Here is a 26,981-nt window from a genome sequence, read left to right on the forward strand (position 1 = left end):
TTAAAAAAATAATAAATAGTCAAATCTCTATCATGTTTAAGCAATTAGAACTATTAGAAAAAGATATATGATTTCAGCTAACAGTAATTCCCCTTTTTAGTGATTAGCAGTTTCAATAAATGTAAAATATTATGGATGAAGATTCTCAATATAAAAAAATAGTATCAACGCTCAAGTACATTGTTAGTGAATCATTGGGAGTTAAATCAACGGTAATAGATATTCATACTCCTTTTCTACAGATGGGCGTTGACTCTCTAATTTTATTGCAAATTAATCGTACTATTCAACAACAGCTAGATATCGATATTCCTTTTCGTTTATTGCTTGAAAATTTATCAACGATTCATGCGTTAGGAACTCATATAGCTCAAGAAATACCTCCAAAAAATCTTATTTTAGAGCCTTCTTTTCAGGAATCAACATTTAGTCCAATATTACAAGCACATACTGAACCGACACTTGTCATACAGACTTCAGATACAGAAAATTTGGAGCCAGAAGATGAAAAATTTGTAACAGGTACACTACTCGAAGAGGTAATAGAACAGCAGCTTGAATTGATGTCCAAACAGCTAGCAATTTTGCAAAAAGCAGGTTCATCTAAGAAGATATTATCTGTACAAAAAGCAATCATATCTACCCCTATTCAGGATGAGGTAAGACAAGTTGCTAAATCTTTAATTAATAACTCTGATATTCCAGAAAGTTCATCATCGATTCAGGTTGAGTCTAAGCAACAACTCATAAACCAAACAATTGAGCCTCTTGATTTAGAATCAAAGACTCTGTTAACTCCCGGTCAACAAAAACATTTAGATGCTTTAATTGCACGTTTTGTTCAACTGACTCCAGAATCTAAACGACTTACTCAAGCTTATCGTTCCTACCATGCTAATAGCAGAGCAATAACAGGGTTCTTGCCCTCGATTAAAGAGATGTTGTATCCCATTCATGGACAGCGTGGGGAAGGAGCCAGACTTTGGGATGTTGATGGCAAAGAATATGTAGACATTTCGATGGGGTTTGGGGCGCTTTTATTTGGTCATTCACCTTCCTTTGTCATCGAAGCTATTCAAGAACAAATAAAGCAAGGTATATTGCACGGGCCACAATCGCGTCTTGCCGGTCAGGTTGCGGAGTTAATTTGTGAGTTGACAGGTGCGGAACGGGCAGCTTTTTGTAACGATGGTACAGAAGCTGTAATGGGAGCAATCCGCCTAGCACGCGCTACTACAAGACGCTCTAAGATTGCTTTATTTGCTGGTTCTTATCACGGTATCTATGATGGGGTCTTGGTAAGAGGAGTAACAACCAGCGAAGAAACGCGGCGTTCTATCCCTAGAGCTATAGGTATTCCATCATACATTGCTGATGATGTTATCGTACTCGACTATGGCAAACCTGAATCCCTAGAAATTTTGAAAATTCATGCTCACGAACTGGCAGCAGTTCTGGTGGAGCCGATACAAAGCAGCCGCCCAGATTTACAACCTCAAGAGTTTTTGCTCGAACTCAGACAATTAACTCAAGCAACAGGAACCGTATTAATTTTCGACGAAGTGATTACCGGCTTTCGGATGCACCCAGGCGGGATTCAGGGATTGTGGAATATTCAAGCAGATTTGACCACTTATGGTAAAGCTGTTGCGGCTGGGATACCAATTGGGGTTATAGCTGGTAAAGCAGCTTTGATGGATATATTTGACGGTGGGATGTGGAACTATGGAGATGAATCTTATCCTCAAGCAGAAACCACGGTGTTTGCGGGTACTTTTTTCAAACATCCTTTGGTAATGGCTGCGGCTTGGGCTACACTCAACCATATTAAAAATAGTGGCCCGAAATTACAGCAGGAGTTATCTGAAAAAACAACGAAATTAGCCCAGACTCTTAATAGTTACTTTGAACAAAGACAAGTTCCTATTCAAGTAGTCCATTTTGGTTCCCTGTTTCGTTTTATACCCTCATCGCCCCTCAAGTTTGGTCAGTTGTTTTTCTACCATTTACTAGAAAAAGGCGTTTATGTTTGGGAAGGACGCACTTTTTATCTGTCTACGGCACATACAGATGCAGATATTGAACACGTAATTGGGGCAGTCAAGGAAAGCATAGTAGAAATGCAACAAGGGGAATTATTACCACCTGCCCCGATTTCAACAACGCTCAAAATTCCTCTGACGGCAGCACAAAAAGAACTGTGGTTTTTAGCACAGATGGGAGATGAAGTTTCCCGCGCCTACAACGAATCTAGAACTATCCATCTGCGAGGGGCTGGCAATTTATTCGCAGTACGTAAGGCTGTTCAAGAAATTATCAATCGTCACGAAGCGCTGCGAACTACTTTTAGCCCAGAGGGGGATAATCAACTGATTCATTCAACTTTGACTATAGATATTCCTGTGAGCGATTTTTCAACTTTAGATAAAAGTCAACGAGAAACACAGCTATCGGAGTTGTTGACACGAGAAGCTCAACAAATTTTCGATTTAGAAAAAGGGCCATTATTGAAGTGTCATATAGTCAAGTTGCAAGAAGATCATCATCTTGTAATTTTGACAAATCATCACATTGTTGCTGATGGTTGGTCAATTAGTATTTTGTTACGAGAACTAGCAGCAATTTATTCAGCAGAGTGCCAAGGAAGTGCTAGCCAACTTCCGCAACCCATGAAATGGAGTGAGTATGCTCTGTGGCAAGTACAAATGCAACAGAGTCCCGAAATGGCAAAAGCTGAAGCTTATTGGCTGAGTCAATTTGCCAGTTCAGTGCCCATTTTGGAATTACCAACTGACCGTCCTCGACCACCGATATTTTCGTACACTGGAGCGCGAGAAAATCTCATTCTCGATTCCAGCTTATATAATTCTTTGAAAAGCTTAAGTGTACAACGTGGTTATACTTTATTTACGATTCTTTTAACAGCATTTATCACCTTATTGCAACGATTGACGAATCAACAAGATATCGTTGTTGGTATTGCTTCGGCTGGACAATCTGCGATCGCAGATGAATATCTGGTTGGCCACTGTGTTAATCTGTTGCCCATACGCAGCCAAGTTATTGGCAACCCAGGATTCACAGAATATTTGAGTTCAATCCAGCAGGTATTGTTAGATGCTTACGAGTATCAAATTTATCCTTTCATTAAACTAATTGAAAATTTAAAGTTACCACGAGATCCTAGCCGCACCCCTCTTTTTACCACAGGGTTTAATCTGGACAAAGCTCAATTTGAGTCTAGGTCTTTAAAACAAGAGTTTGAGGTAGCTAAAAATTCTACTGGTGCTACTAAGCTGGATATTAATTTAAATATTCTTCAGACAGACAGTGATCTACTGGTAGAACTGGAATATAACACTCATTTATTTAATACCCAAACAGTTCAAAGTTGGCTCGGATATTACGTAACCTTACTAGAAGGTGTTGTCGCCAACCCAGAGCAATCCTTTGCAGAATTGCCTATATTGACACAAACCCAACAGCATCAGTTGTTGGTGGAATGGAACAATACTAAAGTTGACTATCCTGGTGAGTATTGTATCCATCAGTTATTTGAGGCTCAAGTAGAGCGATTACCTGATGCCATTGCCGTAAGTTTTGACAACCAACACCTCACCTATCGAGAGCTAAATCACCGCGCAAATCAATTGGCGCATTATTTACAATCGCTTGGGGTCAAACCAGATGTCTTAGTAGGGATTTGTGTAGAGCGTTCGCTCGAAATGGCGATCGGAATTCTGGGCATCTTGAAAGCTGGTGGCGCTTATGTGCCGTTAGATCCATCCTACCCACAAGAACGACTAGCTTTGATATTAAATGATGTCAAACCTTTCGTGTTGCTTACACAAAAGCATCTGGTTACGGAACTCCCTACATCTGCGGCTCAGGTTGTTTGCCTAGACGAATGGAATCTGTATGCCCAGGAAAGTCAGGAAAATCCTAGTAGTGGTGTAACAGCCGAAAATCTGGCTTATGTGATTTACACTTCTGGGTCTACGGGAACACCTAAAGGCGTTCTGATTTCGCATCAAGCTTTAGTGAACCACAGTATTGCTGCTGCTAAAGCTTATGAACTGCAACCAGAAGATCGCGTTCTCCAATTCGCTTCTGTGAGCTTTGATGTAACAGCCGAAGAACTTTTTCCATCATGGTTAAGTGGTTCAACTGTAGTCATCCGACCCAATCAGGTATTATTGTTTGCTCACTTTGGAAAATTCTTGGCACAGGAAAAACTAACTGTCCTCAATTTACCAACAGCCTATTGGCATGAGTGGGTGTCCGACTTGGTTCAAACAACAGCACCATTACTGCCGACGCTGCGCTTGGTGATTGTCGGAACTGAGCAAGCTTTACCAGAAAAACTTGCACTTTGGCATAAACTGGTAGGCGATCGCTCCCAGAGTCCCCGTATCCGTTGGCTTAACGCTTATGGCCCAACTGAGGCAACTATTGGTGTCACACTTTTTGAACCAGTTGAACCAGTTACCTATTCGGAAAACCAACCCGTTTATTGTGTACCTGTTGGTCGTCCCATTGCCAACACCCAGGTATACTTGCTAGACAAACATTTGCAGCTTACACCTGTAGGCGTACCAGGCGAGTTGTATATTGGTGGTATTGGAATTGCCAGGGGCTACCTCAATCATCCTGAACTGACTGCCGAAAAATTTATTCCTAACCCTTTTGGCGAAAAATCGGGGATGCGTCTGTATCGCACTGGCGATTTAGCCCGCTACTTACCCAACGGGGATATCGAACTCCTGGGACGTATTGACGATCAAGTAAAAATTCGGGGCTTCCGCATCGAACTGGGCGAGATATCAGCAAAATTGCAGCAGCATAATAAAGTACGCGAAGCCGTGGTTATAGCTAGGGAAGACGAGCATGGTGATAAGCAGTTATTAGCTTATGTCAGCCCTCAACCAGAACAGACACTAACAATTACTGAGTTGCGTGGCTTTCTTCAGGAGAAGCTACCGCAATATATGATGCCCTCGACTTTTCTAATCCTGCCAACCTTGCCTTTGTTGCCCAACGGTAAACTTGATAAGCGATCGCTACCTGCACCAGAAATCCGCCCAGAGTTAGAAGCTGCTTATGTAATGCCACAAACACAGATGGAACAAACCATTGCTGGAGTTTGGCAAAAGGCTCTCAATATTGACAACATAGGCGTTCACGATAACTTCTTTGAACTCGGCGGTCATTCATTACTCATGGTGAAAGTTCATAGCCAATTACACGAAATATTCCAAACTGATTTATCAATGCTCGATATGTTCAGATATCCGACTATTAACTCTCTTGCAGAGTTCTTTAGTCAAACTAAAAATCAAACATCATCTTTTAGCGAAACTAATATTTCAATAGAAAAAATTTCCCTTGGTAAATCTAAACAGAAAAAACGTCTACAGAAAATAAAGTTGATGATGAATAATCAAGGAGCTAATGAAGAATGAGTATCCCCATAGAAGCTTTTCATCATAACGGTTCAGAAATAGCAATTATTGGTCTAGCAGGTCGATTTCCGGGTGCCAAAAACGTTGATGAATTTTGGCAAAATCTCCAAAATGGTACAGAGTCAATTTCAGTTTTTACTGATGAAGAACTGTTAGCTTATGGGTTAGATGCAGCTACACTCAATAACCCAAAGTTTGTTAAAGCAAGAGCTGTATTAGAAGATGTAGAACTTTTTGATGCTGCATTTTTTGGCTTTAATCCCAGAGAAGCGGAAATTACCGATCCCCAACATCGTCTCTTTTTAGAATGTGCGTATACTGCCCTTGAAGATGCTGGCTATGACTCAGAAAATTATCAAGGTTCTATTGGAGTTTACGCCGGAGCTAGCTTCAGTAGGTACTTACTCAATGTATATTTAAACGAAGATATTATTGGATCTATAGATAATCACCAGCTTGCGATCGCAGGTGACAAAGACTATTTAACTACCCGCGTTTCTTACAAACTGAATCTAGAAGGGCCAAGCTTCAGTGTTCAAACCGCCTGCTCTACTTCATTAGTCGCTGTTCATTTAGCCACTCAAAGCTTACTAAATGGGGAATGCGATCTAGCTTTGGCAGGTGGGGTTTCCATAAGTTCTTCCAGAAAAACGGGCTATGTTTACAAAGAAGGGGCAATTGGTTCTCCTGACGGACACTGCCGCGCTTTTGATGCTCAAGCACAGGGAACTGTCGGTGGCGAAGGTGTAGGCATCGTGGTTTTGAAGCGATTAGAGGATGCTCTGGAAGATGGCGATACGATCCATGCTGTCATTAAAGGTTCCGCTATTAATAACGATGGCTCTTTCAAAGTTAGCTACACAGCACCACGGATAGATGGTCAAGCCAAGGTGATTAGAACCGCTCAAGTTGTTGCCGAGGTTGAACCCGAAACGATTACCTATATTGAAGCTCATGGCACAGGAACATCGCTAGGAGATCCTATTGAAATCGCGGCGTTAACACAAGCTTTTCGAGCCAGTACTGACAAAAAAGGCTTCTGCGCCATTGGTTCAGTAAAAACCAACATTGGCCATTTAGACGCTGCTGCTGGGATAACAGGTCTAATCAAAACTGTTCTGGCCCTGAAGCATCAACAAATACCGCCTAGCTTGCACTTTCAGGAACCTAATCCGCAAATTGATTTTGCCAACAGTCCTTTTTATGTCAACACCAAACTTGCCCAATGGACAACAAATAACATTCCTCGCCGCGCTGGAGTCAGTTCTTTTGGGATTGGTGGGACTAATGCCCATGTAATTTTGGAAGAAGCGCCTGTAGGGAGACAGGGGGAGCCGGGGAGGAAATATCATCTGTTAGTTCTTTCTGCAAAAACGGAATCGGCGTTAGAAACAGCTACGGCGAATCTGGCTAATCATCTCCAGCAGTATCCTTTGAACCTTGCAGATGTGGCTCATACCCTTGGTGTAGGTCGTCGAGCTTTCGATCATCGGCGGATGGTGGTATGCCAAGACATGAATGATGCAGTGAAGGTGCTTTCTACTTCAGAATCACAAGGAATATTCACCCACTACCAGCAGCCTTGCAATCGTCCTGTGGTGTTTATGTTTTCTGGGCAAGGAACGCAGTATGTGAATATGGCTAGAGAACTCTACGAGAGTGAGCCAACTTTTACACTTACAGTTGATCGTTGTTGTGAGTTGCTCAAACCACATTTAGGTTTTGACCTACGCCATGTATTGTATCCAGATGAGGCACAGACAGCCAAGGCAACGGAGCAGCTTAAACAGACAATTGTTGCTCAACCAGCATTATTTGTCATCGAGTACGCCCTAGCTCAATTGTGGATGGCATGGGGTGTACACCCAGAGGCGATGATTGGTCACAGTATTGGGGAGTATGTAGCCGCTACTTTAGCTGGAGTTTTTTCGCTAGAAGATGCTTTAGCGCTAGTCGCAATCCGAGGACGGCTAATACAGGAACTTCCTAGTAGTTCGCCAAGTGAACTTGGCGGGGTAAAGGGTAAAGGGGAAGGGGGAAAGGTTTCAAATCCCTTACCCCTTACCCCTTCCCCTTTCCCCAGCCATCACGCAGCATTTTTGGGTTGGCAGACTACTAGTGGGGAAATGCTCTCTATCCAACTTTCCGAACAAGAGATACAACCCCTGCTAACGGAGGAACTATCCTTAGCTGCAAGTAATGGGCCTTCCTACTGCGTGGTTTCTGGTGTAGCTGAAGCGATCGCACAATTGCAACAACAGCTAGAAGCCAAAGGTATAGGCTGCCGGAGGTTACATACCTCTCATGCCTTTCATTCTCCCATGATGGAGCCAATTCTCCAGCCATTTACAGAGCATTTACAAAAACTCCAACTTCATCCTCCGAAGATTGAGTTTATATCTAACGTCAGTGGCACTTGGATCGCTGTAGCAGAAGCAACAGACCCCAAATATTGGGTAAAGCATTTACGGCAAACAGTGCGCTTTAACCAAGGGATAACTGAGTTACTCAAAACACAAGGGCGGATCTTTTTAGAGGTTGGCCCAGGACGGACTTTAAGTACTTTTGTCAAGCAACATCATCAGGACAAACTGATAGTACTGACCTCAATCCGTCATCCACAAGAACAACAATCGGATGTAGCATTTTTACTCAACTCTTTGGGACGGCTCTGGCTTTGTGGTGTCAAAGTAGACTGGTCTAGTTTTTATGCTAACGAACAGCGCCATCATATTCCCTTACCAACCTATCCATTTGAGCGCCAACGTTACTGGATTGAAGCACAAAAACAGCCAAGACAAACGGCAGTTGATTTAGGTCAATCTTTGGTAGAGACTTGTAGGGTAAAGGCTCGTGCTAGCATCGCCACATTGGACGAGCAAACTTATTTGCTGAATAAAGAGTGTTTGGATCGTTTGTGTGCTTCCTATATAAACCTTTCTCTCCAGCGTTTAGGTGCTTTTAACAACTTCAATGAGCAATATTCTTTTGAGGAGTTGTGTGAGCAATGCCAGATTATTCCTCGCTATCGGCAATTGTTGTATCGCTTTTTAGATGTACTCGTAGAACAAGGTGATCTACAACAAGAAAAGGATTTATTTACAAACCTTGTTCCTTGTTCTACAGACTCGATTAACGCTCTGGTAGAAGAAGTTAAAATCAAATGCGTACATACACCTCATGTTCTACATATCGTCCAGGAATGTGGTGAGAATCTGCCAGATGTGCTGACTGGTGAAAAAGAACCGTTAGAGTTGTATTTTGCGGTAAAAGAGAACAAACCAGAAATTGCAAATTCAGAATTACCTCTGGATACCCATTTAAAAGGGATCATGCAAGCAGGTATGGAACAGGTAGTAAAGTCATTACCACCAGATGTAAACCTGAGAATTCTGGAAATTGGTGGTGGAGGGGGTCTTGCTACGACAGAATTGCTACCTGTATTGCCATCTGAGCGCACCAACTACACTTTTACAGATGTAGGGGGTTTGTTTTTGAATCAAGCCAAACAGCAGTTTAGCGCTTATCCGTTTGTTGAATATCGTTTTCTAGATATTGAAAAACCGCCTACTGCACAAGGATTCAACAGCCACAGTTTTGATGTGGTGGTAGCTGTCAACGTATTGCACGTAACCCGAAATATAACAAAAACCCTGGAGCATGTGCGATCGCTACTAGCTCCTGGAGGATTCCTGCTATTGTGGGAAATAACTCAACCACAATTAGACTTTGATCTCACCGATGGACTGCTAATGAATCCTTTAGAGGATGAAGAACGCAGCCGTGGTAATCCGTTTTTATCACAAAAGCAATGGCAGGAAGCACTATGTTCTCAAGGGTTTGTTGAGGTAGTGGCTGTCTCTGAAACTGAAGCTTTCGGCGAACAGATTTTGGTGGCTCAGGCTGCTACATCGATAACTGACTCAGCACCTACAGCATTTACCGTCACCAAGCAAAAAGCTCCTAAAGAGCAGAATCAAGACTTATTGGCTAAAAAATCAGATATTGCTGACTGGTTTTACATTCCTTCTTGGAAACGTACTATGCCACCGCAGCCTTCTCAAGCTGGACTTGAGGGAAAAGCAGGATGCTGGTTAGTGTTTGTGGATGAGTGCGGCTTGGGTGAGAAGTTGATAAAACAACTAGTACTTGAGAATCAAGATGTTATTTCCGTCAGGGTGGGAGAGCAATTTCAGCAAAATAACGAATATCCTCAACGCACATATACGATTAATCCAGCAAAAGAGGATGATTACAATACCTTGCTCAAAAAACTTCGCAGCCTGGGTAAGATTCCCAAAAGGATTGTTCATCTGTGGAGTGTGACATCAAACAGTTACACCAACTCAACAATTGAAGCTTTAGGCTGGTCGAGTTTGTTGTTTTTGGCACAGGCTATTACAGAAAATAATCAAACAGATGCTTTAGAAATTAGTCTTGTCTCCAACAATTTACAGGAAATAACAGGTTCAGAAATACTGTGTCCAGAAAAGGCCCTGGTTCTTGGAACTTGCAAAGTTATGCCGCTTGAGTATCCAAATATAACTTGTCGCAGTATTGATGTTGTAGTTCCTGTAGAAAGTGGTCAGGAAGAACTCATCCAAACACTAATAGCGGAATTTACAACCCCTACATCTGACCAAATTATTGCTTACCGTGGGCGAAATCGCTGGGTACAAGATTTTGAACCTGTACAACTACATGAAACCGTTACTGAAAATCTCTGCCTTAGAAAACAGGGAGTATATCTCATCACTGGTGGATTAGGAGGTGTTGGTCTACTGCTAGCAGAATATCTAGCGCAGACCGCGCAAGCAAAACTTATATTAGTAGGACGTTCAACTTTTCCCGACCAAGATGAATGGTCTGAATGGTTATCGACTCACGATTCAAAAGATCATATCAGTCAGAAGATCCAAAAATTGCAGGGAATGAAGGCATTAGGTGCAGAGGTAATGGTAATCAGTGCCGATGTTACCAACCTTGAACAGATGTCCGCAGTGTTTAAAAAAGCTAATCAACGATTTGGTGAGATTCATGGAGTAATTCATGCAGCCGCAGTTTTCGGCGGAGGGATGATGCAACTTACAACAAAAGAAACTGTAGCCAAATCTTTAGCGCCAAAAGTGCAAGGAACACGAGTACTTGAAACTCTATTTAAAGAAAAGAACCTGGATTTCTTTGTACTCTGTTCATCACTAAGTTCATTTGTTGGTACATCTGGAATGGCAGATTATACAGCTGCAAATGCCTTCCTTGACTCCTTTGCTCACTACAGCGCTTCTAAATATGGAACATGGAAATTCATTAAGTCTATTAACTGGGATAGATGGAACAACGTAGGAATGGCAATTCCTGTTGAAGCACGCCATCAAGAAATCACAGGAGAAAAATTGACAGCAGGAATGGCTGATTTGGAGGGCATAGAGGCTTTTAAACGTATTCTGTGTAGTAGCACAGTTTCTCAAATAATTGTATCAACACAAGATTTTCTCAATCTAATTAAGCCAAAGAAAACTCCTAAGTCTTTGGAAGAAAAATTAGCCCAGCTTAATCAATTCAAACCAACTCACCCCCGCCCTAAATTAGCAAATGCTTATATTGCTCCTAGTAATGAAATTGAGCGAACCCTTGCTGACGTTTGGCAACAACTTCTAGGGATTGAAAAAGTGGGTATTCACGATAACTTCTTTGAGTTAGGAGGAGACTCTTTATTTGCTACTCAATTAGTTTCTGAACTGTGCAAAACTTTTCAAACAGAACTTTCTTACAAAGGCTTTTTTAATGGCCCGACTATAGCTGAGTTAGCTGAAGTTATTGTCCAGAAACTTGCTAACCAGACAAATTTAGAGGAATTGGCTCAAGCTTTAGCAGATATTGAACAACTATCACAGGATGAAGTGCAGGCATTAATTGCTTCACAACACTAAGTAACTAGACATGATATGACTATGCAATTACCACTTTCTTTTTACGAAATTAGTGAATTCATTTTTTTGACAGTTGCTTTAACTGTTTTTACGCGCTTAATTATTTATCTATTAAAAAGAACATGGCGAAAGCAAAAATGTAAATTAGTCTGGACACCAATTGATGTTGTCGAACGTCGTACCAACCTCTTATATGATGAGTTTATTAAAGAGTATGCATCTGTGGGTAAACCTGTAATTATTACTGATGTCATGCAAGACTGGAAAGCATCAAAAAAGTGGAATTTAGATTTTTTTAAGTTGAAATATGGAAAAGTTGAATGCGCTATTAAACAAGATGATGTTGAGATTCATAGTTTAATGACTATTGCTGAATACATTGATTATATGATTTCTGGTAATAGCAACAAGCGTCTGTATCTAGCAAATTGGGTGGTTTCTTGTTATCCTGAGCTTTTAGATGACTACCGAGAGCCAATTTACTTTCCCAATTGGTTACAAAGACTGCCAAGAAATCTTCTCATAAAATATGAATGTGACAACCCGGAAATATTTATAGGTCATAAAAATACATCAGTAGGTCTTCATAAAGATCCAGATAATTTCTCTGCGTGGTTAGGCTTAATTTCTGGGCGAAAGCGAATTGTCTTATTCACACCAGATCAAAAAGATGTTCTATACGATGGTAAAGTAGATATCTTTAACCCAGATTTAAAAAAGTATCCACTGTACGCTAAAGCAAATCCAGTAGAAGTCATACTAGAGCCAGGAGAAATTTTATATATCCCATCTCAGTGGTGGCATCATGTAAACAATCTGGAAAATAGCATTGGCGTTGGCAACATATTTATCAATGAATTTAATTCAGAATTAGTCTTTCAATCTTTTGTTGAAGGGAATCCAATAAAAGGTCATTTATTACCATTAGTTTTAGAGTTTCCCTGGTTAGGAAAAGCTTTATTTTCTCTAGGGCTAATCTAATATCAAAATTTCAAAAATCTTGTATTATGCAAATTCACAATTAGGAGTGCTTTTATGCTTCAACAAAACACTACAGAGTTTAAGTTTTTGTTTGGCTTTCTTGAATTCTTAAAATTTTTATATCCAAAAGGAAATATTCATCATGTTGAAGACTCACTAAAGTCTTATCTAGAGATGACACAAAGAGATTTGAACCTTAACCAGCCAATGGGGAAATTCATATATTCTGGTATTACTCACAAGCCTTGGTATGAATCTCATGAAAATGCTGTTTTGAGCCTCATCTCTAAAACCCTAGAAAAAAACTTTGATCAGATAGAAAGTGAGTGGTTAGGCTATTTATCCTCTGATTATAAAATTATTCCTAAGTACAAGCCAAGTGAAATTTTTGGTGAATCACTAAAGAATCAAGATGAAGACTGGCAATATTACTTAATTTGGAGACAAGGTAAATTTACCAAAGCAGCTACATCCCTTTTCCCAAATACAGTCAAGATTATCTCAGAGCTAAATCCTTTCTTATATTCTTTTGGTGAGGTGGTATTTATTAACATGAAACCTGGAGTCATTTTACCACCACATATTGATGATATTAATATCTCTTTAACATGTCACTTTGGTATCCAAGTTCCAGAAAAGTGTGGTATTAAGGTTGGAGGTGAAACACGTAGTTGGAACCGAGGAAAAACTTTGTTTTTTGATAACAGTTTTGAACATGGAGCTTGGAATAAAAGCCAGGAAAATCGAGTTGTTTTGTTATTAGATTTGTACCATCCAGAACTGACAAAAATCGAGAAATTTCTCTTAAAATTTATTCTTAAATACTTTAATAAAAGTGAGTTTCATGGAATAAAAAATTCGGAGTACCAAAAACTATTACTGGATAACTTAATTAGTCGTAGCAGCAGGAATCACATGGCTAAATAACGCCAAAATTATATTTATTTTGTTGCATATCAGGTTTGGCGAATATGAGTGACCTTTCACAACGAATTGCTGGTCTTTCCCCAGAGAAACTTAAGCTTCTTGCACAACGCCTTCAGAAGAAAAAAGAAAGCGTATTTTCACAACCGCAAATAGTTCCTCAAAGTCGAGAGTCAAACTTATTCCCTCTATCTTTTGCCCAACAAAGGTTGTGGTTTATCGACCAATTACAACCTGGAAATAGTGCCTACAATATCTCTCAACCCATGCGTATTGTCGGATCGCTAAATGTGGCGGCACTAGAGCAAAGCTTTAACGAAGTTGTGAGACGGCACGAAGTTTTAAGAACTACATTCATAGTAGTTGATGGACAACCTCTGCAAGTCATTGCTCCCAGTTTCAGCTTCAAACTACCAGTAGTAGATTTACAAGAACTTTCTCAAGAGCAGAAAGAGGCTGAAGTTTTGAGATTGGCGAGTGAGGAAGCCCAACAGCCTTTTGACTTAACCAAAGTGCCTTTATTACGAGTTACTTTACTGCAACTAGCGGCATCAGAATATGCATTATTGTTGACTATGCATCATATTGTGGCTGATGGCTGGGCTATAGGTGTGCTGATTCACGAAATCGCAACTTTGTATGAAGCTTTCTCTATTGGCAAACCATCACCCCTCTCGCAACTATCCATCCAGTATGCAGACTTTGCTGTGTGGCAAAGACAGTGGTTACAGGGAGAGCGTTTAGAAACTCAACTTGCTTACTGGCAAAGGCAATTAGGCGGTAAACTACCTGTTGTAGAATTCCCTAGCGAGCGATCGCGATCGCCTATCCAGACTTTCTCAGGAGCTAGAGAAACTCTAGTTCTACCCAAAACTTTATCTGAGAAGCTAAAAGCTCTGAATCAGCGCCAAGGCATCACACTATTTATGATTCTGCTAGCGGCTTTCCAGACATTGCTGCACTGCTACACTGATCAAGAAGATATCGTTGTTGGTACTGATATTGCCAACCGCAATCAAGCCGAGACTAAAGAATTGATCGGGTTTTTTGTTAACCAGTTAGTCTTGCGTACAGATTTATCAGGAAATCCTACTTTTGTAGAGTTATTAGAACGAGTCCGCGAGATGACTTTGGAAGCTTATGCTCACCAAGATTTACCCTTCGACAAATTGGTAGATATTCTGAATCCAAAACGGGAGTTGAACCGTACACCATTATTTCAAGTCAAGATTGTTTTGGAAAATACCCAAACTCCATCTTTGGAGCTTCCAGGCTTAACTATCACATCTTTGAAAGTCGAAAACAAAACAGTGCAGTTTGACTTGCTGTTAGAGTTAAACGAAACAGATCAGGGACTATTTGGTGTATGGGAATATAACACTGACCTATTTCATAGGGACAGTATTGTTAGCTTATCGAATAATTTTGCAACGCTTTTAAATAAGATTGCCACTCATCCAGAAAGTAAACTAAGTGAATTAAAAATAGTTCTTAATGAAGTAGATAAGAAACAGCATCTTGCTAGAGAAGAAGCTTATAAAAATACCATCGGACAGAAATTAATCAACGTTAAACGTAGAGCAAATAACAGATAATAAAAATCATGACGAAAATGGAATCTCTAGGATATGTAAGACGGAAAGCTGTTAATATATCTACAGAAGAATTAATCAAAACTGAATTTCTTCAGTCAGGCTCTAACTTTCCTTTGGTGATTAAGCCTAGTGTGAAGGGTGTAAATCTAGAAAACTGGGCTAATAATAATCAAGAATATTTGAAATCTGAATTATTAAAATATGGAGCGGTACTTTTTCGTGATTTCAAAGTTAATTCTATAGAAGAATTTGAGCAAATTATCGCAGCGATTTGTGGAGAAGCGATGGAATATCGGTATCGGGCATCTCCACGAACTCAAGTAGCTGGGAGAATTTATACTTCAACTGACTACCCTGCCGATCAAAGTATTTTTCCTCACAACGAACACGCCTACTCGCCTACCTTTCCGTTGAAAATCTTCTTTTTTTGTATGAGTCCAGCGCAAGAGGGAGGGGAAACCCCAATTGGTAGCTGTCGAAAGGTTTTTGAGCGAATTGATCCAACTATCCGCGATCGCTTCATTGAAAAGCAAGTTATGTATATGCGTAACTTTGGTAATGGATTTGGTCTTCCTTGGCAAACTGTATTTCAAACAACAGACAAAATTAAAGTAGAAGAGTATTGCAAAAATAATGGAATTGAGGTTGAATGGAAAGCAGATAATCGTTTAAGAACTCGACAAGTTGGACCAGCCATTCTCAAACATCCTCAAACAGGTGAAATGGTCTGGTTTAATCACGCAACTTTTTTTCACGTTTCCACATTGGAACCAACGATACGCGAATCGTTATTGAAAAATTTGCCAGAAGAAGATTTACCAACTAACACATATTATGGAGATGGTTCTGCAATTGAACCATCAGTATTAGCTAGTTTGCGAACTGCCTATCAAGAAGAAATGGTCACTTTCTCTTGGCAGAAAGGAGATGTATTGATGCTGGATAATATGTTATCAATACATGCTCGCAATCCATTTATGCCTCCCAGAAAAATTTTAGTGGGAATGGCTGAACCTTATACCCCGGATTTCTCACGCATAGTGTAGGCAGAGGGAGAAGAGGAGTGTGGGGAGTGTGGGGAGTGTGGGGGGTAAGACTTCTTCCCCATCCTCCCACACCTCCCACACCCCTTGGATTTCTCACTTGTGAGAAATCCAGGATACGCCCTCAAGTATTTAACTAATATTAAGGTAGCAATATGCAAGTAGTAGAAAGTATCGAGGGGTTTAGACTTTCGCCTCAGCAAGAGCATTTATGGTTGTTACAACAAATTGATCAAAGTTGGGCTTATCGTAGCGATTGTGCAATTTTGATTGAAGGAAATATTGATCTCAATAATTTAGAATTGGCATTGCAAGATGTTGTCAATCGCTATGAGATCCTCCGCACCAATTTTATTTGTCTACCTGGAATGACTATTCCAGTACAGGTAATTACGGATAGCAAAGTTATTTTAGAGAAAAAATCTGATATTACTAATTTAACCCCTCAAGAACAAGAGGCGAAGATTGAGTTAATATTTCAGGAAATCAAACAACAAACTTTTCACTTTGAACAAGGTTTGATTTTACATACATCTTTAGTAAATATTTCACCAGAACAGCATTTATTGCTTATTAGTTTACCTGCTCTTTGTGCAGATAGAGCAACCTTTAATTGTCTAGTAAGAGAACTAGCTACTTCTTACTTAGGAAAATTCGATGAGAAATTATCTAAAGAACCACTTCAGTATGCAGATTTTTCAGAATGGCAAAATCAAATATTAGAAGCAGAAGAAACGAAAATAGGTAGAGAATATTGGCAACAGCAAGACTTCTCTACTATTGACACTTTCCAGCTTCCTTTTGAAAAGCATCTCTCTGAAAAACAGATATTTCAACCAAAATTAGTAAATTCAATCATTACCCCGGAACTGGTAGCTAATATCGAAACATTAGCTAAGAAGCATAATACTTCTGTTTCTACCTTTTATCTAACCTGTTGGTTGATTTTACTCCAGCGACTAAGTGGACAATCCGATATAATCGTCGCCAGAGAATTTAATGGCAGAAAATATGAGGAACTTCAAGAAGCATTAGGACTATTTGCTAAATATTTACCAATTCATTGTCATTTAGAAGATAGTTTCAAATTTAGTCAAGTTTTGCAGCAAGTTCATGAGTCTGTAGAATCTATCCACAAATGGCAAGAGTGTTTTACTTGGGAACAAATGCCAAATATTTTGCCTTTTTCTCCTGTAATTTTTGATTTTACAGAAGAAGATGCAAGGCATTATGCAGGTAATATATTATTTTCTATTTTCAAGCTTGATAGCTGTACTGAGCGTTTCAAAATTAAGCTTTCTTGTAGACGCGAAAAGGATTTTTTAAGTACAGAATTTCATTATGACTGTAATCTATTTTCTCCACAGGATATTGCAGGGTTAGCAGAGCAATTTCACAAGCTACTAGAAAGTGCAGTACATGAGCCAGAAGCTGCAATTGGTGAATTAGAAATTTTAAGCGATCGCACACTCAATCAACTTCTCTTTGGGTTCAATCAAACTCAGGCGGATTACCCACAAAATAAGTGCATTCACGAGTTATTTACAGAGCAGGTAGAACGCACTCCCAACAATATTGCTGTAGTATTTAAGAATCAGGAACTAACTTATGCTGAACTTAATGCGCGTGCAAATCAATTAGCTCATTATCTAAAAGATTTGGGGGTAAGTGCAGAAGTATTAGTGGGAATTTGTGTAGAGCGTTCTTTAGAAATGCTTGTAGGTATTTTAGGCATTCTTAAAGCTGGTGGTGCTTATGTTCCCCTCGATCCGCACTATCCCCAAGAGCGCTTAAGCTTCATGCTAGAAGATACTCAGGTATCTGTATTATTGACACAGCAGCATTTACTAGAAGGCTTACCTAAGCACGATACACAGACAATTTGCTTAGACACAGAATGGGAAGCAATCGCACAACAGAGTCAGAAAAACCCCCTGATAACTATATCTACTGAAAACTTAGCTTATATAATTTATACTTCTGGCTCTACTGGAAAACCGAAAGGAGTTGCGATCGCACATCGTAACTTAGTACATTCCACAACTGCACGTATTGACTACTATCAACAAGCTGTGAGTAACTTTTTGCTACTCTCATCCTTTGCTTTTGATAGCTCTGTTGCAGGTATTTTCTGGACACTTTGTTGTGGCGGAACTCTACACTTACCAGAAGAAGGTGTACAACGAGAAGTACCTAAACTTATAGAATTAATTTCCCAAAATAGTGTTTCCCATTTATTAAGCCTTCCTTCTCTATATGCTTTAATTTTGCAACAAGCAAAACCAGAAAATTTAAATTCTCTTCGTGCTGTCATAGTTGCAGGTGAATCTTGTCTACCAGAATTGGTACAACATCATTCTCAGTTTCAGCCGGAAGTATCTTTATTTAACGAGTACGGGCCGACAGAAGCAACCGTTTGGAGTAGCGCATATTATTGTCATACCGCAGAAACAGGAAGGCAAATATCTATTGGTTCTCCCATACTCAATACACAAATATATATACTGGACTCTCATTTACATCCAGTTCCTATTGGTATTCATGGCGAAATTTATATTAGCGGTGAAGGTTTAGCTAGAGGTTATTTAAACCAATCTGCAATTACATCTGAGAAATTTATTCCCCATCCCTTTAGTAAAAAACCGGGAGTGCGTTTATATAAAACTGGCGATTTAGCAAAATATCTCCCTGATGGCAATATTGAGTTTCTGGGACGTATTGATAACCAAGTAAAAATTCGTGGCTTCCGAATTGAGTTAGGTGAGATTGAGACAGCACTGAATAAGTATTCTGGAGTGCAAGAAACAGTAGTTATTGCTCGTGAAGATGTACCAGGAAAACGATTAGTTGCTTATGTAGTTCCTCAGCCAAAATCAGCCCTTACAGTTAATGAACTACGCAGCTTTTTAAAAGATAAATTACCTGAATTCATGATACCATCGGCTGTAGTGGTGCTAAAAGAATTACCTCTAAGTGCCAATGGTAAAGTTGATAGAAAGGCACTACCCGCACCAGAGGAAGTTAGATCGGATTTGATAGGAGATTTTGTTCCTCCTCGCACCTCTGTAGAAGAAATGCTAACTAAAATCTGGGCTGATGTCTTAAAAATTGAGAAAGTCAGTATTTACGACAACTTCTTTGAATTGGGTGGACATTCTTTATTAACAACTCAACTACTTGCCAAAGTTAAAGAAGCTTTTAACTTGGATATCTCTTTACGCAGTTTGTTAGAGAAACCCACCGTAGCGGGTTTAGCAGAAAATATTGATCGAGTTTGTCAAACAGAAATTGATTACCCACTTTTGGATCTAAAAGCTGAAGTCATTTTAGATCCAACAATTGTTCCTGAAAATGCCGTTAAGTTTATTCCTGAACCTAGTGCTATTCTATTGACTGGAGCAACGGGCTTTTTAGGATTATTCTTACTAGCTGAACTTCTCCAACAAACCCAAGCAAATATTTATTGCTTAGTTCGTTATAAAAATATTGAGGATGCCCATAAAAAACTGCAAACTGCTCTGGAATCTTATGGAGTTTGGAATGAAATTTGGAATTACAGAATCATTCCTATTCTTGGGGATTTATCAAAGCCACTTTTGGGTTTAAAAACTGAAAATTTCCAACAATTGGCAAGTATTATTGATGTTATCTACCATAATGGGGCTTGGGTACATCATATTTATCCCTACTCTATTCTCAAATCTACAAACGTACTGGGTACACAAGAAATTTTGAGATTAGCTAGTCAAATAAAAACTAAACCAGTACATTTTATTTCTAGCTCTGGTGTTGTATCTTCCAAAACTGAATCTGGAGCAAAATTAGTCAGAGAACAAGATAGCCTAAATGAAAAGGAATTTCCTAGTAATGGATATTGTCAAACTAAATGGGTAGCTGAAAAGTTAGTACAAACGGCGATTGAAAGAGGAATTCCTATCTCTATTTACAGACCATCACGTATATCTGGACATAGCAAAACGGGGGTCTTTAATAGTAATGATTTTCTGTACAAACTGATAATAGGTTGTGTGCAATTGGGAAGTGCGCCAGATATAGACATTCGAGAGAATATAGTTCCTGTAGATTATGTCAGCAAAGCAATAGTTAATTTATCAAAACAGAAGGAATCTTTAGGGAAAACTTTTCACTTAGTGCATCCTCAAACTCTCCACTCAAATACACTTATCGACCATATTCGCTCATTGGGTTATGCAATTGAACAAAATTCTTATGAGCAATGGCGAGAGAAATTACTCAATGTGACTCAAAGCTCCTTTGAACATCCTTTATATTCATTAGTACCATTTTTTCCAGCAAGACAAGCTGAAGAAGAAGATTCAAACTCAGAATTTTTACAGCTTGATAATCAAAATGTCATCAATGGATTAGTAGGTACTTCCATTACTTGTCCTCCAATAGACAATCAATTACTCAGCGTTTATTTTTCCTATCTGATTAAGCAGGGGCTTTTGGATAATAAAGTTTGTAACTGATGAATAATTAAAATTTTTGCAATAGTTTCAGGAGTGATATTTTATGATTTCAACAACTCATTATGATGATTATGATGTTCTTGCATTACATCAAAAATCTGATATTTTAACTGAATTATTAGCCAAAGCAGGGCTGACAAATCAGCAGCAAAAGTATTTACAACATTTTATCAATAGCTATAGCGATCGCACCAAAACATCTAAACATCTTTCCCAATCTTATCGCCCAGTTCTCTCTGATGATAAAAACTTAGGAGAGTTCAATTTACTATTCAAAGAAATGTATTATCCCATTGTTGCTAATCGCTCTATGGGTTCCAAAATCTGGGATGTAGATGGTAATGAATATGTAGATGTAATGATGGGTTTGGGAATAAATCTCTTTGGTCATAATCCCTCATTTATTAAAGAGGCTTTAATCGCACAACTTGATCAAGGAATTCAAATTGGCCCCCAATCAGAAATTGTTGGTGAGGTAGCTGAGTTAATTTCTCAACTTACAGGAATGGAGCGGGTTTGTTTTAGTAATACTGGTACAGAAGCAGTAATGACTGCTATCCGTATCGCCAGAGCAGTTACAGAACGCAAGAAAATCGTTATATTTTCAGGTTCTTATCATGGTCATTTTGATGGCACTTTAGTTAACACAAATAAGGCAGAAGATAATCAATATGCCATACCCTTAGCGCCTGGAGTATTACAAAACTTTGTGAGTGATGTTTTGATTTTAGATTATGGCAATCCTCAATCATTAGAAGTTATTAAAGCATATAAGCAAGAATTAGCAGCAGTTTTGGTAGTTCCTGTGCAAACTTCTAGACCGGCTTTACAACCAAAAGAATTTCTCCAGAAATTAAGGAAATTAACACAAGAATCTGGAATTGCCTTAATTTTTGATGAAATGGTAACAGGGTTTCGGATTCATCCTGGTGGCGCACAAGCTTATTTTGATGTACAAGCAGACATAGCCACTTATGGAAAAATTGTTGGTGGTGGGATACCAATTGGGGTAATTGCCGGTAAAAATATTTATATGGATGCAATTGATGGGGGAATGTGGAGTTACGGCGATGCTTCTTACCCTCTGGTGAAAAAGACGTTTTTTGCAGGTACTTTTTGTAAGCATCCGTTAGCATTAGCTGCTGCAAAAGCTGTATTAAAGTATATGCAGAATTCGGGGCCTTCTCTACAACAAAATCTGAATGAACGAACAACACAATTTGTTAAGGCTTTGAATAATTATTTTGCAGCCGATGGAATACCGCTACAGATGGCAAATTTTGGCTCACTATTTGGTTCTGCATCTTTAGAGATTTCTGGAGGAAATTCTACTGCTTCAGTAGCAATGAGCTTATTGAAATATCATCTTCTCGACAGAGGAGTTCACTTATTAGGTGTAAGTGGTTATTTATCAACAGCCCATACAGATGAAGATATTAACTACATTATTCAAGTTGTTAAGGATAGCATCAGTAATTTGAGAGAAGGAGGCTTTATCTAATATTACGCTGTAACATTAAAAGACAAAAATAGCCAACAACTAATTTTTTAATTGTTGAGCTTTAAATAGGTAAATTAACTGTTTGGTGGTGTTTAACGTATGGCAACCATAGCATTTTGTATTTTTAATTATCAAGGTGAATTAAATAGCACTTTGAAACTAGCAAAAAAACTAAGTTTACTTGGACATCAAATTTTATATTTAGGGTTGCCAGATTACGAGGAAAAAGTTTGTAGCTACGGATTTAAATTTCTGCCAATTCTAGAAAGATGGTTTCCCAAAGGATTTATTCAACAGATAGAACTTAACAATTCCAATTCAAACAAGCTTCAAGTATTAATAAATCAGTTAAAATATAAAAAGCTTTTAAACTCTTTAATTAATGAATTAATTAAAGGAGAAAATCGAGAAATACACACCACGCTGAAAACAATTAACCCTGACCTACTGGTAATAAGTACATACGAAGAACTATATTCTACTTTCATAGGAATGATAGCCTATGAATGCCAAGTTAAGAGTATTTATTTTACGGATATGTTTACCTCATTACCATTCTCAAATGAGCTTGAAAAGGAGAAAATTACAAATTTCGACAATAATTCTATTGTTAAATTGTTTAACTTAAAAAACAAATATATCTATCAAAAACTACTCAAAGCAACTAAAAAAATAATTGCTTTGTTGAGTAAAACAGACTTTTCCGAGGAAGATATGATCACAAAATTTGCAATTAATAGGAAAATTCCTCTCGATTTATTAGATTTATCTCAAGCAATACCTTTAAAGTTAACACATCTGGTTTTATGCCCAAAAGAATTAGATTTACCTAATATTTTAAGAGAAAAATGCTATTATGCTGAAGCTTCAATAGACTTACAAAGAGAAGAACCCTCTTTTGTCTGGTCAAACCTGGATAAAAATAAATCTCTTATTTATTGCTCTTTAGGAACTACAGTGAACACTTTTTCTACTTTAGGTATAAACAGAATTAAACAATTATTTCAAAATGTGATTGATGCTGTATCGCTTAAAAATGAATATCAATTGGTCTTATCAATAAGCGATTATATTAGTGTTGAAGACTTTCAGTATATACCTGAAAATATAATAGTTGTTAACAAAGCACCACAATTAGGACTTCTTAAGAAAGCATCTATAGCAATTATAGCTGGAGGAATAAACACTATTAAGGAATGCATATTTTGTGGAGTACCAATGATTGTATTTCCTGTATGGGCTGACCAACCAGACAATGCAGAAAGAATTGAATATCATGGTTTAGGTGTAGTTGCTGATGTCAATAAGATATCTACTAATCTTATTGTCGATTTAATTGAGACAATAGAAAATGATTTGTTATTAAAACAGAGATTAAAAATATGGGGAGAAAAATTTCAGGATATAGAAAAATCTGGGAGGGCGACGCAGTTTATCTTAGAAATGTTAGAACAAAGTCAATATATTTAATAAATAAATTGAGTTAGTACGGACTAAAAACATGAGTTATTACTTACAAGGAATCGACTCTTACGATAGAGCTAAATATGTAGATCAACATAATTATAGTGAAGCGATCGCTTTTTATAAGCGAGGCATTGAAACTGATCCTAGCCTGATGTCTAATTATTGGCATATATGCTTGGCGCTACTACTTCAAGGAGAAGAATCAGAGGCTAAGGCAACTTGGTTATCACTGATAGAGCAAGCAGATGATATAGATAAAATTAACGCTTGGACACTAGAAATTGTTGAGTTACTAACGGCAGAAGCTACAAAACGCGAAGCTGTTTCTGACTTTGAGTTTGCTCAAAAAATGCACGGTTATGCTGCCATCGCACGAGGTGAAGCATGGAAAAAAGTCAAAGGATATAAGTTTACAACTGATTGGTTTATTGAAAATCTTCCAACCTGGGAACAGTATTTAATACACTTAGCTAATCAGCCTGAAATTAATGTTCTAGAAATCGGTAGTTGGGAAGGTATGTCTGCTTGTTGGCTTTTAGATAACATTCTCACTCATGAATCATCAAGGATCACTTGCATAGATACCTTTGAGGGAAGCGTTGAACACAAATTTGAATATGACGACAGTTATATTCAATCTGTTGAGGAAAGATTTGATTTCAATATTTCTCAAACCAACGCTTTAGAGAAGGTAACGAAAATTATTGGTAACTCGCAAGATGTAATGCGATCGCTCCCTTTAAATAATTACGATATCCTTTATATTGATGGTTCACATTTAGCGACTGATGTCCTCACGGATGCTATTTTGGGTTGGGGACTTGTCAAGGTTGGAGGCATCATTATTTTTGATGACTATGATTTTCAATTCCATGATAGTGTAAATACCGAACAAGACACCAAAATTGGCATAGATGCTTTTTTGAAAGTATTTTATAAAAAAGTTAATATAGTTCATCAAGCTCATCAAGTTATCGTTGAGAAAATATTGGATTAAAAGGTATATTTTTTAGATAAGAATGCTTTATTTTAAAAATATACATTTTCAAATTGTAAGAAAATCTAAATAATCAATTATCAGGTAATAAAGATGTATCAAAATGAAACGGAAGACATCACAATTTACAAAGTTGTAGTAAATCACGAAGAACAATATTCAATCTGGTTTGCCAACCGAGAAAACCCCCTTGGCTGGAGAGATGTGGGGAAAACTGGTCTCAAGCAAGAATGTCTTGAATATATTAAGGAAGTATGGACAGATATGAGACCTCTAAGCCTCAAGCAGAAAATGGAAGAATCTGCTAATTAGACTTAAGCAATTTTTGGAGTAGCTAGAAGCTATTACCACTTTTTGAGCCTATCTAGACAAATCGACAGTCTCAGTTATTAGGGATTATTCAATAGTCCCCATTCATTAACTCTAATGTTTATTAGCAAAATAAAGTTGCTTGGTTTTATAGGTTTAAAGCCGCATGGCAATAAACACTATATCTTGAGAGTTTTACCCTTTTTATTCGCGCTCATCTTTGTTTTAGTAGTAGGAAACCAAAGCCTTAGTTCTTCACCAAAAACAACTGAAATACTTTGGGATACTTATGGTGTACCGCATATTTATGGCAAGGATAACCAAAGTGCCTTTCAAGCTTTCGGTTGGGCGCAAATGCAGAGTCATGGCAACCTGCTTTTGCATCTCTACGGTCAAGCACGGGGAAGGGCTGCCGAATATTGGGGAGAAAAGTATCTAGAATCAGATCGTTGGGTACAAACTATGGGAGTACCAGAACGATCGCACTCTTGGTATTTGGCCCAAAGTCCAAAGTTTCGTCGTTATCTTGATGCTTTTGCCAGTGGAATTAACGCTTATGCTGAGAAACACAAGGATTTGATTGCTGATGAAGTTGAGGTTGTCTTGCCAGTTAAAGGCGAGGATGTGCTGGCTCACCAGATGCGGGTACTGAATTTCACTTTTATTGCCAATCCAGAAGAAGTTGCAGGTGTGAGTAAACAGCAGTCAAAACCAGGATCTAATGGTTGGGCGATCGCACCATCACATTCTGAAAATGGTCATGCTATGCTTCTGGCTAACCCACATCTACCTTGGTCAGATTTATTTCTGTGGTATGAAGCACATATTACTGCACCAGGAATTAATGCTTACGGGGCAACACTGGTAGGAATTCCCGTTTTAGCGATCGCCTTTAATGATAATTTGGGTTGGACTCATACAGTAAACACCTATGATGGCTGGGATAACTACGAATTAAAACTAGCCGATGGTGGTTATCGCTTCGATGGTCAAGTCCGAGCCTTTAAGACAAAAACCCGATCTTTGAAAGTGAAGCAAAAAGATGGGACTCTGCGCTCACAAAAACTTGTAGTGGAAAGTTCTATCCACGGGCCAGTCATATCACGAAAAGATGGTAAAGCTGTGGCACTGCGTGTCGTGGGTCTTGACCAACCAGGTGTACTACAGCAGTGGTGGGATATGGCACGTTCCCAAAACCTCACCCAGTTTCAAGCTGTCCTGCAACGATTACAACTACCGATGTTTACAGTGATGTATGCAGACAGAGAAGGGCATATTATGCACCTCTTTAACGGTCAAGTACCAATTCGTCAACAAGGCAATTTTGAATACTGGCAAGGTTTAATTCCTGGCGATACATCTAAAACCTTATGGTCAAAAACTCATCCATATCAGGATCTACCGCGCGTAATTGATCCAAAAAGCGGCTGGTTACAAAATACAAATGACCCACCTTGGACAACAACGTTTCCCCAGGTTCTCAATCCAGATAATTATCCGCCTTATATGGCACCACGCGGGCCAATGGAGTTTAGATCGCAACGTACTGTGCAGATGTTAGCAGAGGATGACAAAATCTCTTTTGATGAGATGGTTTCCTATAAACATTCAACACGTATGGAACTAGCAGATCGCCTTTTGGATGACTTGATTCCAGCAGCCCGGAAGTACGGAAGCGAATTAGCTCGTCGATCTGCTGATGTACTGTCAGCTTGGGATCGACAAACCAATGCAGATAGCCGAGGTGCAGTACTATTTGCTGCTTGGGTAGATACGATAGACTTCGATAGTTTATTTAGCAAACCCTGGAGTGAAGACTCTCCACTGACTACACCTGATGGCTTGGCTAATCCTGAAAGTGCAGTCACAACACTCTTAACTGTTGCAGCTAAGGTAGAAAAAACCTATGGAAATCTAGATGTAGCATGGGGAGATGTTTTCCGGTTACAGTCTGGTGATGTGGATTTGCCTGCAAATGGTGGCGATGGCGGACTTGGTATTTTCCGAGTTCTCAATTTTGTTCCACTACCAGACGGGCGCTTCAAATCTGTTTCTGGTGATTCTTATGTTGCTGCGATTGAATTTTCTCAACCTGTAAAAGCGATGGCGCTTACTAGTTATGGTAATGCAACTCAACCAGGTTCAGCCTCTGCTGGCGACCAGTTGAAATTGTTCGCCCGCAAGCAGTTGCGGCAGGTTTGGTTCTCACACCAGGATGTTCTATCCCATTTGGCTGAACGCAAGGTATTTTAAAATTCAACTTAGTAGCCAATACTTTA

At 38.9% G+C, this 26,981-nt stretch carries 12 protein-coding genes; all 12 read left to right on the forward strand.

Annotated elements, in window-relative coordinates; all coding sequences use genetic code 11:
- The first annotated feature begins 131 nt into the window (after positions 1–131).
- The 12 genes from GJB62_RS13785 (at position 132) to GJB62_RS13845 (ending at position 26,955) form a co-directional block, all read left to right on the forward strand.
- The gene (locus tag GJB62_RS13785; RefSeq protein WP_114083428.1) at positions 132–5,462 is read left to right on the forward strand and encodes a non-ribosomal peptide synthetase; all 5,331 of its coding nucleotides are present in this window, start codon (positions 132–134) and stop codon (positions 5,460–5,462) included.
- Positions 5,459–11,392, forward strand: a complete 5,934-nt coding sequence (locus GJB62_RS37025; RefSeq protein WP_209271493.1) for a type I polyketide synthase — start codon at positions 5,459–5,461, stop codon at positions 11,390–11,392. Before GJB62_RS13785 ends, GJB62_RS37025 begins: the two co-directional genes overlap by 4 nt.
- 21 nt (positions 11,393–11,413) lie before the next feature.
- Positions 11,414–12,373, forward strand: a complete 960-nt coding sequence (locus tag GJB62_RS13800; RefSeq protein ID WP_209271494.1) for a cupin-like domain-containing protein — start codon at positions 11,414–11,416, stop codon at positions 12,371–12,373.
- 54 nt (positions 12,374–12,427) lie between these two features.
- Positions 12,428–13,300, forward strand: coding sequence for an aspartyl/asparaginyl beta-hydroxylase domain-containing protein (locus GJB62_RS13805; protein WP_114083426.1), 873 nt, complete (start codon positions 12,428–12,430; stop codon positions 13,298–13,300).
- 44 nt (positions 13,301–13,344) lie between these two features.
- Complete coding sequence (locus GJB62_RS13810) at positions 13,345–14,892, forward strand: condensation domain-containing protein (RefSeq protein WP_114083425.1); 1,548 nt, start codon at positions 13,345–13,347, stop codon at positions 14,890–14,892.
- Positions 14,893–14,900: 8 nt separating this feature from the next.
- Complete coding sequence (locus tag GJB62_RS13815) at positions 14,901–15,938, forward strand: TauD/TfdA family dioxygenase (protein WP_114083424.1); 1,038 nt, start codon at positions 14,901–14,903, stop codon at positions 15,936–15,938.
- A 152-nt stretch (positions 15,939–16,090) separates the two neighbouring features.
- Positions 16,091–20,428 (forward strand): non-ribosomal peptide synthetase, encoded by a 4,338-nt coding sequence (locus tag GJB62_RS13820; RefSeq protein ID WP_114083423.1) that lies wholly within the window; start codon positions 16,091–16,093, stop codon positions 20,426–20,428.
- Between the two features lie 43 nt (positions 20,429–20,471).
- Positions 20,472–21,929 (forward strand): aminotransferase class III-fold pyridoxal phosphate-dependent enzyme, encoded by a 1,458-nt coding sequence (locus tag GJB62_RS13825; protein ID WP_114083422.1) that lies wholly within the window; start codon positions 20,472–20,474, stop codon positions 21,927–21,929.
- A gap of 99 nt (positions 21,930–22,028) precedes the next feature.
- Positions 22,029–23,399, forward strand: coding sequence for a nucleotide disphospho-sugar-binding domain-containing protein (locus tag GJB62_RS13830; RefSeq protein ID WP_114083421.1), 1,371 nt, complete (start codon positions 22,029–22,031; stop codon positions 23,397–23,399).
- 31 nt (positions 23,400–23,430) lie between these two features.
- The gene (locus GJB62_RS13835; protein WP_245246162.1) at positions 23,431–24,393 is read left to right on the forward strand and encodes a class I SAM-dependent methyltransferase; all 963 of its coding nucleotides are present in this window, start codon (positions 23,431–23,433) and stop codon (positions 24,391–24,393) included.
- Positions 24,394–24,486: 93 nt separating this feature from the next.
- A complete protein-coding gene (locus tag GJB62_RS13840; protein ID WP_114083419.1) occupies positions 24,487–24,705 on the forward strand; it encodes an MbtH family NRPS accessory protein in 219 nt (72 codons plus the stop codon).
- 114 nt (positions 24,706–24,819) lie between these two features.
- A complete protein-coding gene (locus GJB62_RS13845) occupies positions 24,820–26,955 on the forward strand; it encodes an acylase (protein ID WP_114083418.1) in 2,136 nt (711 codons plus the stop codon).
- The last annotated feature ends 26 nt before the right edge of the window (positions 26,956–26,981 follow it).

Origin of the sequence: Nostoc sp. ATCC 53789 (genome assembly GCF_009873495.1) — a bacterium.
Classification (GTDB): Bacteria; Cyanobacteriota; Cyanobacteriia; order Cyanobacteriales; family Nostocaceae; genus Nostoc; species Nostoc muscorum_A.